The organism is Streptomyces sp. NPDC041205, assembly GCF_055591765.1.
Genome location: NZ_JBVIZH010000010.1, coordinates 151,526 through 167,758 on the forward strand (window position 1 = coordinate 151,526; position 16,233 = coordinate 167,758).

Sequence of the window (16,233 nt, forward strand, 5' to 3'; positions counted from 1 at the left end):
GGGGCGACGAAGGCCGCACTGTTAGCCTGCACAGGTATTGTGGGCAAATCTGTCTGAAGTCGGGGCGGGGATACCGGTGTTCCTGAGAAACCTCAGGAATCCATGCGGCCGCAGGAATCCGCGGAGTGTCGGGGAATCGTCGAGGATTCTCGGATTCGCGGAGTCCGCAGGACCCTTCGCACCATCAGAGAATTTCGCCCGGAGTGCAGTCAGGGATTTGTTGAAAGCCATCATGGCCGGTGCTACGGAGTGGAACAATGAGCGACTTCGAGGAATTCGCAGCCCATTCTCACCCGGAGGCCCGGCCTCACCCGGAGACCCCTTCTCACGCGAAGGCCCCCACTCCCGCGGAAGAACTGCGCGACACCCTTGAAGGCCGCCCGCGCGCGGAACAGGAACGGCGGCTGCGCGCCGTGGTCGCCGAGCAGGTCGCCGCGGTCCTCGGCGGCGCGGACGGCACCCGCACACCCGGCGACCTCTCCCGCCCCTTCCTCGACCTCGGCCTCGACTCCCTGACCGCCGTGGAACTGCACCGCCGACTGCAGCGGGCCACCGGTCTCAAGCTGCCCGTCACCGCCGTCTTCGACTACCCGAGCGCCGACGCCCTCGCCCGCCATCTGCGCGCCGAACTCTTCGACAGCGCCGACGCGGGCTACGTGCCCGCCGCGGCCCGGCGCGCCGACGACGAGCCCATCGCCATCGTCGCCATGAGCTGCCGCCTGCCCGGCGGCGTCGAGACCCCCGACGAGCTGTGGCAGTTGGTCGCCGACGGCGTGGACGCCATCTCCGGCTTCCCCGCCGACCGAGGCTGGGACCTCGCCGCCCTGTACGACACCGACCCCGACCGCCCCGGCACCAGCTACGTCCGCGAAGGCGGCTTCCTGCACGACGCGGGCGAGTTCGACGCGGACTTCTTCGGCCTCTCGCCCCGCGAGGCCCTCGCGACCGACCCGCAGCAGCGCCTCCTCCTGGAGACGTCCTGGGAGGCCCTGGAGCGCGCGGGCATCGACCCCGCCGCCCTGCGCGACTCCGGAACCGGCGTGTTCGTCGGCGCAGAGACCCAGGAGTACGGCCCCCGCCTCAGCGACGCCGGCGACGGCCTGGAGGGCTACCTCGTCACGGGCACCGCCGCCAGCGTCGCGTCCGGCCGCATCGCCTACACCCTGGGCCTGCAGGGCCCCACCATGACCGTCGACACGGCCTGCTCGTCGTCGCTGGTCGCCCTGCACCTGGCCGTGCAGGCCCTGCGGCAGGGCGAGTGCGCCCTCGCCCTCGCGGGCGGCGTCGTCGTCATGGCCTCACCGGGGTCCTTCCTGGCCTTCAGTCGTCAGCGCGGCCTCGCGCCCGACGGCCGCTGCAAGCCGTTCGCGCAGGCCGCGGACGGCACGGCGTGGGGCGAGGGCGTCGGCATGCTCGTCCTGGAGCGCCTGTCCGACGCGCGCCGCAACGGCCACCAGGTCCTGGCCGTCGTCCGTGGTTCCGCCGTCAACCAGGACGGCGCGAGCAACGGCCTGACCGCCCCCAACGGCCCCGCCCAGCAGCGCGTCATCCGTGCCGCCCTGGCCGACGCGGGCCTCACGCCCGCGGACGTCGACGCCGTCGAGGCGCACGGCACGGGCACGACCCTCGGTGACCCCATCGAGGCGCAGGCCCTGATCGCCACGTACGGCAAGGACCGCCCCGAGAGCCAGGAGCCGCTGTGGCTCGGCTCGCTGAAGTCCAACGTGGGCCACACCCAGGCCGCCGCGGGCGTCGCAGGTGTCATCAAGATGGTCCAGGCGATCGACCGCGGCCTGCTCCCGAAGACCCTGAACGTGGACGAGCCGAGCACGCACGTCGACTGGTCCGCGGGGGCCGTGGAGCTCCTGACCGAGACCCGGGCGTGGCCCGAGCGGGCCGACGGGGCACCCCGGCGCGCGGGTGTGTCGTCGTTCGGCATGAGCGGGACGAACGCGCACCTCATCGTGGAGCAGGCGCCGGTGGAGCAGCCGGCGGAGGCTCCGGGGGTGGAGGAGCTGCCGGCGGGGGAGTCCGGGGGTGCGCCGCAGGGCGCGCCTGTCGTGGAAGCCACGCCCGCACTCGTAGGCGATGACGTGTCCGCTCTCGTACGCGATGACGCGTTCGCCGCCGACGCCGCGCCCGACGTCGCCCCTGCCGCCCCTGGTGTCGTCCCCGGCCTCGTCCCCGTGTCCCTCTCGGCCAAGACCGAGCCCGCGCTGCGGGCGCAGGCCGCCCGGCTGCGCGCGCGCCTGCTGGCCGACGCCGACCTCGAACCCCGCGATGTGGCATGGACGTTGGCGGTGGCGCGGTCGCGGTTCGAGCGGCGGGGTGTCGTCGTCGGGCGGGACCGGGAGGAGCTGCTCGCCGGGCTTGAGGCGCTGGCGCAGGGCGACACGACCGCGCGGAACGTGGTCGCGGGGCGCGCGCAAGGCGGTACGGTCCGCCCGGTGTTCGTGTTCCCGGGGCAGGGCTCGCAGTGGGCCGGGATGGCGCGTGAACTCCTCGACTCCTCACCGGTGTTCGCCGACCGCATGGGGGAGTGCGCGGACGCGCTCGGCCCGTTCGTCGACTGGGACCTGTTCGAGGAGCTGAGCGGGGACAACTTCGACCGCGTCGACGTGGTCCAGCCGGTCCTGTTCGCCGTGATGGTGTCCCTGGCCGCCGTGTGGCGGGCCGCGGGTGTCGAGCCCGCCGCCGTCGTCGGGCACAGCCAGGGCGAGATCGCCGCCGCGTGCGTCGCGGGCGCGCTGTCCCTGGAGGACGCGGCCTGGGTGGTCGCCCTGCGCAGCCAGGCCATCCTCGAACTGTCCGGCCGCGGCGGCATGGTCTCCGTACCGCTGCCCGAGCAGCAGGTGCGCGCCATCCTCGCCCAGTGGGGCGACGACCTGTCCGTGGCCGCCGTCAACGGCCCCTCGCACGTGGTGGTCTCCGGCGCCACGGGAGCCCTGGAGGAGCTGGTCGCGAGCTGCGTGGCCCGTGACATCCGCGCCCGCACCATCCCCGTCGACTACGCCTCCCACTCCGCCCACGTCGAAGCCATCGAGGAGCACCTGGCGCGGGTCCTCGCCCCCGTCGCGCCCCGCTCGCCCGACGTGCCGCTGTACTCCACGCTCACCGGCGACTGGCTGACCGACGACACCCTCATGGACGCGGGCTACTGGTACCGCAACCTGCGCCACACCGTCCTCTTCGAGCAGGCCACCCGCGGCCTCCTCGCCGAGGGCCACACCCTGTTCCTGGAGATGAGCCCGCACCCGGTCCTCACCGTCCCGGTCCAGGCCACCATCGACGAGGCGGGCACCCCGGCCGCCACCCTCGGCTCGCTGCGCCGCGACGAGGGCGGCGCGGACCGTCTCTTCGCCTCCGTCGCCGAGGCCCACGCGCTCGGCGCCGACCTTGACTGGCACGCCCTGCTGCCCGGCGAGCACACCGTCGTCGACCTGCCCACGTACCCGTTCCAGCGCCGCCACTACTGGCTGACCGAGGAGCGCACGTCCGACGCCGCGCAGCCCGCCGCCGCGGACGAGGTCGAGGCCCGCTTCTGGGAGGCCGTCGAGCGCGAGGACGTCGACCAGTTGACGACCACGCTCGGGGGCGTCGCCCAGGGCGCGCTCAGCGAGGTCCTGCCCGGCCTGTCCGCGTGGCGGCGCGGCCGCCGCGAACGTGCCGTCATCGACAGCTGGCGCTACCGGGTCGCCTGGCAGCCCCTGCCCGGCGGCCACCTGCCGTCGGCCCGCCTCTCGGGGCGCTGGCTGGTCGTCCTGCCCGACAGCGCGGCGGACCACCCGTGGGCGACCGGGGTCGTCGAGGCCCTGGCACGCTCCGGCGCCGAGCCGGTCGAGCTGCGCGTGGCGGCGGGCGAGGCGACGCGGGAGCTGCTGGGCGAGAGGCTGCGGGAGGCGGCCGGGGGTGGTGTGTCCCGTGACGGCGGTGCGGTCGGCGAGGGCTCGGGTTCCGCCGCCGGGCGCGATGGTGGGGTGTCCGGCGCGGGTACGCGGCCTGAGGACGCCCCATCCGCCGAGGCGGGCTCGGACGGCGCTGAACTCGGCGCCGACGCGGGCCTTCCCGGAGCTGGTCCCGCCGCTGACGTGAGCCGTGGCGGAGCCCCCCTAGCCGGAGTCCTCTCCCTCCTCGGGCTCGACGAGTCCCCCCTGGCCGGGCACGAGGCCGTGCCCGCCGGGCTCGCCGCCACGCTGGCCCTCGTACAGGCCCTCGGTGACACCGGAGCCGAGGCCCGTCTGTGGGCCCTCACCCAAGGAGCCGTCTCCACGGGCCGCAGCGACCGCCTCGACCACCCCGGCCAGGCCCATCTGTGGGGCTTCGGCCGGACCGCCGCGCTCGAACACCCCGACCGCTGGGGCGGACTCGTCGACGTGCCCCGCTCCTACGACACCCGTGCCGGTGCCCGCCTCACCGCGATCCTCACCGCGGCCACCGACGGCCCCCAGGCGGACGCCCCCGGCACCGCCGTGGAGGACCAGCTCGCGGTGCGCGGCTCCGGCGTCTTCGTACGCCGTCTCCTGCGCGGCGAGGCGGCGGGCGCCGACCTCACCCGCGACACCCCGTGGACGCCCCGCGGCACCGTCCTGGTCACGGGCGGCACGGGCGCCCTCGGCGGGCACGTCGCCCGCTGGCTCGCGGGTGCGGGCGCCGACCACCTCGTCCTCACGAGCAGGCGGGGCCTCGACGCGCCCGGCGCCCCCGAACTCCGCGCCGAACTGGAGGAGTCGGGCGTACGCGTCACCGTGGCGGCCTGCGACGCCGCCGACCGGGACGCGCTGGCGCGGGTCCTGGACGGGATACCCGCCGACGCACCTTTCACGGCCGTCGTGCACACGGCCGGGATCCTGGACGACGGGACCGTCGACGGCCTCACCCCCGGACGCTTCGAGGGCGTGCTGCGCCCCAAGTCCCCGGCGGCCGCCGTCCTGCACGACCTCACCCGGGACCTGGACCTGGACGCGTTCGTCCTGTACTCGTCGGCGTCCGGCGCGCTCGGCAACGCCGGTCAGGCCAACTACGCCGCCGCCAACGCCTACTTGGACGCCCTCGCCGAACAGCGCCGAGCCGACGGCCTGCCCGCCACCTCCATCGCGTGGGGCACCTGGGACGGCGGCGGGCTCGCCGACACCGCCGTGCGCGCCGAGCGGACCCGGCGCGACGGCATGCCGCCGATGCCGCCCGAGCGGGCCGTCGCCGCCCTGCGGGACGCCGTCGGGCGCGGCGACGCCAGTGTCGTAGTCGCCGCCGTCGACTGGGACACCTTCCTGCCGGGCTTCGTCGCGTCCCGCCCCAACCCCCTCTTCGCCAAGATCCCCGAGGTGCGGGAGCGGACCGCCGCCCCGGCGGACGCCACCCCCGACACCACCGGCCACACCGTCACAGGACCCGACTGGATACGGCAGCTCGCCCCACTCCCCGGAGCGGAGCGCGACGCGGCCCTCGTCACCTTCGTCCGCGCCCAGGCTGCCGCCGTCCTCGGCCACGCCGCCCCCGAGGCCATCGACCCCGGCCGGGCCTTCCGCGAGCTGGGCTTCGACTCCCTCACCGCCGTGGAACTGCGCAACCGCGTCCAGGCGGCCACGGGCCTGCGCCTGCCCGCCTCCCTCGTCTTCGACTACCCCAACTCCGCCCTGCTCGCCGCCTACTTGGCCGAGGAGACCTTCGGCCCCGACGCGACGGGGGCCGCCGCGGAGCCCCGTGGCGCCGTTGCGGGCACCACCTCCAGCGACGACGACCCCATCGCCATCGTCGCGATGAGCTGCCGCTTCCCCGGCGGCGTGCGCGGCCCCGAGGACCTGTGGCGCCTCGTCGCCGAGGGCCGTGACGCCATGGGCGAGTTCCCGGGCGACCGCGGCTGGGACCTCGCCGATCTCTACGACCCGGACCCCGACCGCGCGGGCAAGACCTACGTCCGTGAGGGCGGCTTCCTTTCCGACGCGGGCGAGTTCGACGCGGACTTCTTCGGGATCTCCCCGCGCGAGGCCCTCGCCATGGACCCGCAGCAGCGCCAACTCCTGGAAACTTCATGGGAGTTGTTCGAGCGCGCGGGCATCGACCCGACGACGCTGCGCGGCACCCGCGCGGGCGTCTTCGTCGGCTCCAACGGCGACGACTACATCTCCCGCATGGCCGCCGTCCCCCAGGACATCGAGAGCCACGTCCTCACCGGCAACGCGGTGAGCGTCATGTCCGGCCGCCTCTCCTACGCCTTCGGCCTCGAAGGCCCCGCCGTCACCGTCGACACCGCCTGCTCGGCATCGCTCGTGGCCCTGCACCTCGCGGCGCAGGCGCTGCGCCAGGGTGAGTGCGACATGGCGCTCGCGGGCGGCGTGACCGTCATGTCGTCCCCCGACACCTTCGTGCAGTTCAGCCGCCAGCGCGGCCTCGCCACGGACGGCCGCTGCAAGGCCTTCGCGGAGGCGGCCGACGGCACCGGTTGGGGTGAGGGCGTCGGCCTGCTGCTCCTGGAGCGCCTGTCCGACGCCCGCCGCAACGGTCATGAGGTGCTGGCTGTCGTCCGCGGCTCGGCCGTCAACCAGGACGGCGCGAGCAACGGCCTGACCGCCCCGAACGGGCCGTCCCAACAGCGGGTCATCCGCGCCGCGTTGGAGAGCGCCGGACTGTCGGCCGGTGACATCGACGCGGTCGAGGCCCACGGCACGGGCACCACCCTCGGCGACCCCATCGAGGCCCAGGCGCTGCTCGCCACGTACGGGCAGACGCGGCCGGAGGGCCCTGCCGGGCGCGAGCCGCTGTGGCTGGGCTCCATCAAGTCCAACATCGGGCACACGCAGGCCGCCGCCGGTGTCGCGGGCGTCATCAAGATGGTCATGGCGATGCGGGAAGGCCTACTGCCCCAGACCCTGCACGTGGACGAGCCCAGCTCCCATGTGGACTGGGAGGCCGGGGCGGTCGAGCTGCTGACGGAGGCCCGGGAGTGGCCGGGGCGCGAAGGCGGTGCGCCGCGTCGTGCGGGTGTGTCGTCGTTCGGCGTCAGCGGGACCAACGCGCACGTGATCGTGGAGCAGGCCCAGGCGGTCGAGCCCGCCGAGGTGGCCGAGCCCGTCGGCGACGCGCCCGTCACGGCCGTCGTGCCGTGGGTGGTGTCGGCGCGCAGCGCTGAGGCGCTGCGGGCGCAGGCGGAGACCCTGCGGGAACACGTGGCCGGGCGCGAGGACCTTGAGCCTGTCGGTGTGGGGTGGTCGCTGCTTTCGGGGCGTGCCCTGCATGAGCATCGGGCGGTCGTCTTCGGGCGGGAGCGGGAGGAGTTCCTGGCCGGGCTGGGGGCGATTGCTTCCGGTGGTCCGGGGGTTGTGACCGGTTCGGTGGTCGAGGGGCGTCTTGGGGTCGTCTTCACCGGGCAGGGCAGTCAGCGGGTCGGTATGGGCCGGGAGTTGTACGAGGCGTTCCCTGTGTTCGCGGATGCGCTGGACGAGGTGTGTGCGCGCCTGGACGGGTTGCTGGACCGGCCGCTGAAGGACGTCATGTTCGGCACGGATGCCGAGCTGTTGGAGCAGACGGGGTACGCGCAGCCCGCGCTGTTCGCCGTCGAGGTGGCCCTCTACCGCCTGGCCGAGTCCTTCGGGGTGCGCCCGGAGATCGTCGGTGGCCACTCCATCGGCGAGCTGACGGCCGTGTATGTGGCCGGTCTTTGGTCCCTGGAGGACGCGGCTCAACTGGTCGCCGCGCGCGGCAGGTTGATGCAGTCCCTGCCGACGGGCGGCGCGATGCTGGCCGTGCAGGCGGCGGAGGCGGACGTACTCCCGCTCCTTGACGGCCTCTCGGAGAGCGTGGGTGTGGCAGCCGTGAACGGCCCCGCCCAGGTGGTCCTTTCCGGCGACCGCACGGCCCTCGAAAGCCTGGAGGGGAAGCTTCGTGGTGAGGGCCGTAAGGTCCGCTGGCTGAAGGTGTCCCACGCCTTCCACTCGCCCCTGATGGACCCGATCCTGGACGAGTTCCGCGCGGTCGCGCAGGGGCTCGCGTACCAGGACCCGAAGCTGCCGGTCCTCTCGAACGTGACCGGTGAACTGGCGGAAGCCGATCGGCTTCAGGACCCGGAGTACTGGGTGCGGCACGTCCGCGAGGCCGTCCGCTTCCACGACGGGCTCGGCGCCCTCACCGCGCAGGGCGTGTCGACCGTCCTGGAGCTTGGCCCGGACTCCGTACTGACGGCAATGGCCCACGACACGATCACGGACCCGGACGCGCAGGCCGGTCTCGTCGCGGCGGTGCGCAAGGACCGCCCCGAACCGGCCACGTTCCTCGCCGCCCTCGCCCAACTGCACGCGCGCGGCCGCGACGTCGACTGGGCGCCGCTGTACGCCCCGACGGAGACCCGCCGCCGCGTCGACCTGCCCACGTACGCCTTCCAGCGCGACCACTACTGGCTCGACCTGTCCGCGTCCGCCGCAGCCGTCACCCGAGGCGGCGGGCTCGGCGTCGACGAGGTGGAGGCACGCTTCTGGGAGGCCGTGGAGCGCGGCGACCTGGAGTCGCTGAGCGCCGAGTTGGGCGCGGAGGGCGCAGCCGACGGCATGGCCGCGCTGGGCGAGGCGCTTCCGGTGCTCTCGTCGTGGCGACGGCAGCGCCGCGAGGCCTCCACGGTCGGCCGGTGGCTCTACCAGGAGTCGTGGAAGCCGCTGACCGGCCTCGCCCCGGCGGCCTTCGACGGTACGTGGTGGGTCGTCGCGCCGGCGGACGAGGACGCGTACCCGTGGGTCGCCGCCGCGGCCGAGGGGCTCGCGGCCCGTGGCGCGCGCGTGGTCCGGATTGCGGTGCGCCCCGACGAGACCCGCCGCGACGTCCTCGGCGGCAAGCTCCGTGAACTCCTCGACGCACAGGCCGAGTCGGGCGCGGGCCGCCCCCAGGGCGTGCTCTCCCTGCTGGCCCTCGACGCTTCCGAGGGCTCGGCGCACCCGACCGTCCCCGTCGGCCTCGAAGGTGTGCTCGCCCTCCTCCAGGCCCTCTGTGACGCGGACGTGGCGGCACCCCTGTGGGCCGCTACCAGCGGCGCCGTCAGCACCGGCCGCTCGGACCGTCTGACGGCTCCCGCGCAGGCCCCCGTGTGGGGCATGGGCCGCGTCGCCGCCCTGGAACAGCCCCAGCTCTGGGGCGGCCTCGTCGACCTGCCCGAACGCGCCGACGAGCGGTCGCGGCTGCGGCTCGCCGACGCCCTGGCCGCCGCCTCGGCCTCCGGTGAGGACCAGGTGGCGGTGCGCGGGTCCGGCGTCTTCGCGCGCAGGCTGGTGCGCGTGCCCTCGGGCGGTACGGCGCTGGGCGAGTCGTCGGTGGGGGAGTGGTCGGCCGATGGTGGCACGGTGCTTGTGACGGGTGGTACGGGTGCGCTGGGTGGTCATGTGGCGCGGTGGGTGGCGCGTGCGGGTGCCGGTCATGTGCTGTTGACGAGCCGTCGTGGTCTTGATGCGCCGGGTGCGCCGGAACTCCGTGCTGTGTTGGAGGAGTTGGGTGTGCGGGTGACGGTCGCGGCGTGTGACGCGGCGGACCGGGAGGCGTTGGCGCGGGTCCTGGGGGAGATTCCTGAGGATGTGCCGCTGACCGGGGTGTTCCACACGGCGGGTGTTCTGGACGACGGCGTCCTCGACGGCCTGACGGCGGACCGGTTCGCCACCGTGTTCCGCCCCAAGGCCCAAGCGGCCCTGAACCTCCACGAGCTGACACACCGTGACGAACAGCTGACAGCGTTCGTGCTCTTCTCGTCCGTCGCGGGCTCCATGGGCATCGGCGGCCAGGGCAACTACGCGGCGGCGAACGCCTTCCTGGATGCCTTCGCCCAGCACCGCAGGTCACTCGGCCTGCCCGCGCTGTCCCTCGCGTGGGGCCCGTGGGCCGGCGGCGGCATGGCCGTCGACGGCGGCGTGGTCGAGCAGCGCGTACGGGACAGCGGCATGCCCGCGATGGAGCCGGACCTGGCGGTCGCCGCGATGGCCGCCGCACTGGCGGCCGCCGGACGGCCCGACGCCCAGGCGGGGCCGATCACGGCAGCGGTCACGCTCGCCGACGTCGACTGGGACGTCTGCGCGCCGACCTACGCCCTGGCCCGTCCGAACCACCTCTTCGACCAGCTCACACTCCCCGGCGGCCCGGCCGGGCCCTCGACGGCGGGCGCCCGTGGCGCGACCGCGTCCACCACCTCCGCCACCTCCACGCTCCCGCTCGCGGAACGCCTCGCCGCGCTACCGGCGGCGGAGCGGGACCGGGCGCTCCTGGATCTGGTACGCGAACGGGTGGCGACCGTCCTCGGCTACCCCGCGACCAAGACCGTCGACGCCACCCGCCCCTTCAAGGACCTCGGCTTCGACTCGCTGACCGCCGTCGAACTGCGCAACCTCATCGGCGCGGCGGCCGGACTCCACCTCCCGGCGACACTGATCTTCGACCACCCCACCCCCGAGGCCCTCGCCGCGCACGTGCGCGACGAACTCCTCGGCGACCTCGCGCCGCACGGCGACGACACCCCGGCGCCCGCTCCGGCGCGGGCGGGCGCGGTGGACGGTGACCCCATCGCGATCGTGGCGATGAGCTGCCGCTTCCCCGGCGGAGTACGGTCCCCCGAAGACCTGTGGCGGCTCCTCAGCGACGGCAAGGACGCCATCGGCGACATGCCGGACGACCGCGGCTGGAACGTCGAGTCGCTCTACCACCCCGACCCCGACCACGCGGGGACGAGCTACGTCCGCGAGGGCGGCTTCCTCCACGACATGGCCGACTTCGACGCGGACTTCTTCGGGATCTCCCCGCGCGAGGCCCTCGCCATGGACCCGCAGCAGCGGCTCCTCCTGGAGACCGCCTGGGAGGCCTTCGAGCGCGCGGGCATCGACCCGGCGACCCTGCGCGGCAGCCGCACCGGCGTCTTCTCCGGCACCAACGGCCAGGACTACGAAGACGTCCTTCGCACGGCCCCCGACCGCGGCGAGGGCTACCTCGGCACGGGCAACGCGGCCAGCGTCGTCTCCGGCCGCCTGTCGTACTCCTTCGGCCTCGAAGGCCCGGCGGTGACCGTGGACACGGCGTGTTCGTCGTCCCTGGTGGCCCTGCACCTGGCCGCGCAGGCCCTGCGGCAGGGTGAGTGCGACATGGCGCTCGCGGGCGGCGTGACCGTCATGTCGACGCCGGACACCTTCGTGGAGTTCAGCCGCCAGCGCGGCCTCGCCACGGACGGCCGCTGCAAGGCCTTCGCCGAGGCGGCGGACGGCACGGGCTGGGGTGAGGGCGTCGGCCTGCTGCTCCTGGAGCGCCTGTCCGACGCCCGCCGCAACGGTCATGAGGTGCTGGCTGTCGTCCGCGGCTCGGCCGTCAACCAGGACGGCGCGAGCAACGGCCTGACCGCCCCGAACGGGCCGTCCCAGCAGCGGGTCATCCGTGCCGCGTTGGAGAGCGCCGGTCTGTCCGCCGCCGAGGTGGACGCGGTCGAGGCGCACGGCACGGGCACGACCCTCGGCGACCCGATCGAGGCGCAGGCGCTCCTCGCCACGTACGGCAAGGAGCGGTCGGCCGACCGGCCGCTGTGGCTGGGCTCCATCAAGTCCAACATCGGGCACACGCAGGCCGCCGCCGGTGTCGCGGGCGTCATCAAGATGGTGATGTCGATGCGGGAGGGCGTACTCCCGCGGACCCTGCACGTGGACGCGCCGAGTTCCCATGTGGACTGGTCGGCGGGGGCGGTTGAGCTGCTGACGGAGGCCCGGGAGTGGGCCGAGCGGGACGGGGGTGCGCCGCGTCGTGCGGGCGTGTCGTCGTTCGGCGTGAGCGGGACGAACGCCCATGTGATCGTGGAGCAGGCGCAGGCGGATATGCCCGCCGAGATCGCCCCTCCGGTCGTGGCGTCGACGAACGCGCTGCCCTGGCTCGTATCCGGCCGCAGCACGGACGCCCTGCGGACCCAGGCCGAGCGGCTGCGGGACCACGTCGTCGGGCGCGAGGACCTCGATGCCGTCGGTGTGGGGTGGTCGCTGCTTTCGGGGCGTGCCCTGCATGGGCATCGGGCGGTCGTCTTCGGGCGGGAGCGGGAGGAGTTCCTGGCCGGGCTGGGGGCGGTGGCCTCTGGCGGGCCGGGTGTTGTGTCGGGTTCGGTGGTGGAGGGCCGTCTTGGGGTCGTGTTCACGGGGCAGGGCAGTCAGCGGGTCGGTATGGGGCGTGAGTTGTGCGAGGCGTTCCCTGTGTTCGCGGATGCGCTGGACGAGGTGTGTGCGCACCTGGACGGGTTGTTGGACCGGCCGTTGAAGGACGTCATGTTCGGCTCGGATGCCGAGCTGTTGGAGCAGACGGGGTACGCGCAGCCCGCGCTGTTCGCCGTCGAGGTGGCCCTCTACCGCCTGGCCGAGTCCTTCGGGGTGCGCCCGGAGATCGTCGGTGGCCACTCCATCGGCGAGCTGACGGCCGTGTATGTGGCCGGGCTGTGGTCCCTGGAGGACGCGGTCCAACTGGTCGCTGCGCGTGGTCGGTTGATGCAGTCGCTGCCCGAGGGCGGGGCCATGCTCGCGGTGCAGGCCGCCGAAGCGGACGTACTGCCGTTGCTGGATGGTCTCTCCGAGCGTGTGGGTGTGGCGGCGGTGAACGGGCCGTCGCAGGTGGTGCTTTCCGGTGAGCGGGCCGCGCTGGAGGGCCTGGAGGGCAAGCTTCGTGGTGAGGGCCGCAAGGTCCGCTGGCTGAAGGTGTCCCACGCCTTCCACTCGCCCCTCATGGACCCCGTCCTGGAGGACTTCCGCAAGGTCGCCGAAAGCCTGACGTACCAGGATCTCGCGCTGCCGGTGGTCTCGAACGTGACCGGCGAACTGGCGGAAGCCGCTCAGCTCCAGGACCCGCAGTACTGGGTGCGCCACGTCCGCGAGGCCGTCCGCTTCCACGACGGCCTCGCCACCCTCACTGCGCAGGGTGTGTCCAGCCTCCTTGAGCTGGGCCCGGACTCCGTGCTGACGGCGATGGCGCACGACACGATCACGGACCCGGACGCGCAGGCGGGCCTGATCGCCGCGGTGCGCAAGGACCGCGCCGAGGCGGACACCTTCCTGGCGGCTCTCGCGCAGTTGCACGTGCGCGGAGTCGAGGTCGACTGGGCTCTGCTGTACGCCACAGCCGGGACCCGTCAGCGTGTGGACCTGCCCACGTACGCCTTCCAGCGGCGCCGTTACTGGCCGAGTGCGGCCGTCGGCGCGGTCGGCGACGTGTCGGGTACGGGGCTGGTGTCGGCCGGGCACCCGCTCCTTGGGGCGGCCGTGCCGCTTGCGGGTACGGACGGGTACCTGTTCACGGGTCGTCTGTCGGTGGCCACGCATCCGTGGCTGGCGGATCACGCCGTGGGCGGGCAGGTGTTGCTGCCGGGGACGGCGTTCGTGGAGTTGGCCGTGCGGGCCGGTGACGAGGTGGGTTGCGGGGTGCTTGAGGAGCTGACGTTGGCGGCTCCGCTGGTGCTGCCGGAGCGTGGCGCCGTGCAGTTGCAGGTCAGCGTCGGCGCGGTGGACGACGACGGGCGTGCCCCGGTGAGCGTGCACTCGCGCGACGAGGCCGACCCCGAGGGCCCGTGGACCCGGCACGCGGCCGGATTCCTGGCCGCCGAGGCCGACGAGGAAGAGCCCCAGGGCCTGTCCGAGTGGCCGCCGCGCGACGCGGAGCCGATCGACGACGCGGCCTCGCTGTACGACCGCCTCGCCGACACGGGCTACGGCTACGGCCCGGTGTTCCAGGGGCTGCGCGCGGCCTGGCGGCGCGGCGACGAGGTCTTCGCCGAAGTCGCCCTGCCGGAGGAGTCGGACGCCGAGGCGTTCACCCTGCACCCCGCCCTGCTGGACGCCGCGCTGCACGCCACCCTGCTGCTGCCCAGGGCACAGGACGGCGACGACGAACGCCAGGGCCTCGGCCTTCCCTTCGCCTGGAGCGGCGTACGGCTGCACCAGGCGGGCGCCGCAACGGTCCGGGTGCGCCTGCGCAGCGCCGGAGCGGACGCCGTGACACTGACACTCGCCGACCAGGCCGGGCAGGTGGTCGCCACCGTCAACTCGCTGGTGTCGCGCCCCGTTTCGGACGAGCAGCTCCGTGGGGGTGGCCCTGTCGGCGACTCGCTGCTCCACGTCGAGTGGAAGCCGCAGGCCGGGACCGCGGCCGCCGAAGAGGTGCCGCTGGTGCTCATCGGGGACACGGAGGCGGTGCCGGGCGCACGGGTTCACGCGGACCTCGCCGCCCTGGGCGCGGCGCTCGGGGCGGGGGAGGAGCTTCCCGCCGCGGTGCTGTGGCGCGCGGGCGGGACGTCGGCCGCCGGGGGTGCCGGGCTCGCGGGACCGAAGGCCGTCTCCGCGACGCTGGCCGACGCCCTCGAAGTGGTACAGGCGTGGCTCGCCGACGAGCGGTTCGAGGACGCGCGGCTCGTGGTCGTGACGCGCCGCGCGGTCCCCGCCGGGGGCATGGACGCGGACGTCGACCCCGCCGCCGCGGCGATCTGGGGGCTGGTGCGGTCGGCGCAGGTGGAACATCCGGGGCGGTTCGCCCTCGTGGACGCGGACACCGGCGTGGACATCGACGCGGATATCGACGCGGACGCGGGCGCGCTCGCGGGTGCGGACGTGGACGTCCTCATGGACGCCGGTTCGGTGGCCTCGTCGGCGTTGGCCGCCGTGCTCGCTTCGGGTGAGCCCGAGGCCGCGGTGCGGGACGGCGCGGTGTGGGTGCCGCGACTGGCCCGGGTCGCCGGCGCCCCAGCCGCGGAAGCAGCCGCTCCGGCCCCGGAAGCGACCGCTCCGTTCGGTGCGGGCACCGTCCTCGTCACGGGCGCCTTCGGCGGCCTGGGACGCGTCGTGACGCGGCACCTCGCCGAGCGGCACGGCGTACGCGACCTGCTCCTGGTCTCCCGCAGGGGCGCCGCCGCCACGGGCGCCGACGAACTGCGCGCGGAGCTGGAGGCGACGGGCGCGCGGGTCACCGTGGCCGCGTGCGACGTGGCCGACCGCGCGGCACTGGGCGCACTCCTGGAGCAGGCGGGCGGTGAACTGTCGGCGGTCGTCCACGTGGCGGGCGTACTCGACGACGGCGTGGTCACGTCGCTGACACCGGAACGCCTGGACACGGTGCTCCGCCCGAAGGTGGACGCGGCCCTGAACCTGCACGAGCTGACAGCCCACCTGGACCTGTCCGCGTTCGTCCTGTTCTCCTCCGCCGCCGGAGTCCTCGGCAGCCCCGGCCAGGGCAACTACGCGGCCGCCAACAGCGTCCTGGACGCCCTCGCGGTCGTACGCCGCAGCCAGGGCCTCCCGGCGGCCTCCCTCGCCTGGGGCCTGTGGGCGCAGGAGAGCGACATGACGGGCAAGCTGGCCGGGGCGGACCTGGGGCGGATGGCGCGGGGCGGCGTGGCCGCGCTCTCCACGGAGGAGGGCCTGGCGCTCCTCGACGCCGCCGTGACCCTGACCTCGGCCCCGTCGACCCCCGCACCGCCGCGCGACGACGCCCCCGCGGTCCTCGTACCGCTGCGCCTGGACACCGCGTCCCTGCGGGCCTCCGCCGGACCCGACGGCGTACAGCCCGTGTTCGCGGACCTCGTCCCCGCCCCGGCCCGCCGCGTCGACAGGGCGCTCGCGCGCCCCGGGAACCCGGCCGAGCCGAACGGCACGGGCCCCGCCCTCGTCAGGGAATTGGCGGGACTTTCCCCCGAGGAGCGGGAACGGGTCCTGCTCGACGTCGTGCGGGGTAATGTGGCGACGGTGCTCGGGCATTCCGGGCCCGAGGCAATAGGGGCCACCCGTGGATTCCTGGAATTGGGCGTCGACTCGCTCACCGCGGTGGAACTCCGGAATCGGCTGAACTCCCTTTCCGGACTGCGCCTGCCCGCCACCCTGATCTTCGACTACCCGTCGCCCGCGGCACTCGCCTCCTATCTGGACGAGAGCCTGCCGAGCGGTACGGAGTCGGCGCTGCCGGTCGCGGGAGCGCGGCCCGGCGGGGTGATCGCCGAGCTGGCCGGGCTGGAAGCGGCGCTGGCCGCGGGCGTCCTGGCAGGCGACGAACGGACCGCGGTGCGCGGCAGGCTGCGGGCGCTGCTCGGCAGGCTCGACACCGCTGAGCCGGGCACGGCCGCGGGGCCCGCCATCGCGGATCAGCTCGAAGACGCCGACGACGATGACATGTTTGACTTCATCGACAACGAACTCGGCGTCTCCTGAAAGTAATTCCTGGAAATTCCTCAAGGGGTCCGTAGGGGGAGGGTAGGGGTTGTTGCCCCTGCCCTCC

Annotated in this window: 1 protein-coding gene; it reads left to right on the forward strand. The window is 74.2% G+C overall.

Annotation, left to right across the window (positions count from 1 at the left end; translation table 11 throughout):
- The first annotated feature begins 413 nt into the window (after positions 1-413).
- Positions 414-16,166: a type I polyketide synthase gene (locus ACZ6BG_RS33485; protein ID WP_469008504.1), complete on the forward strand. Its 15,753-nt coding sequence runs from the start codon at positions 414-416 to the stop codon at positions 16,164-16,166.
- Positions 16,167-16,233: the final 67 nt, after the last annotated feature.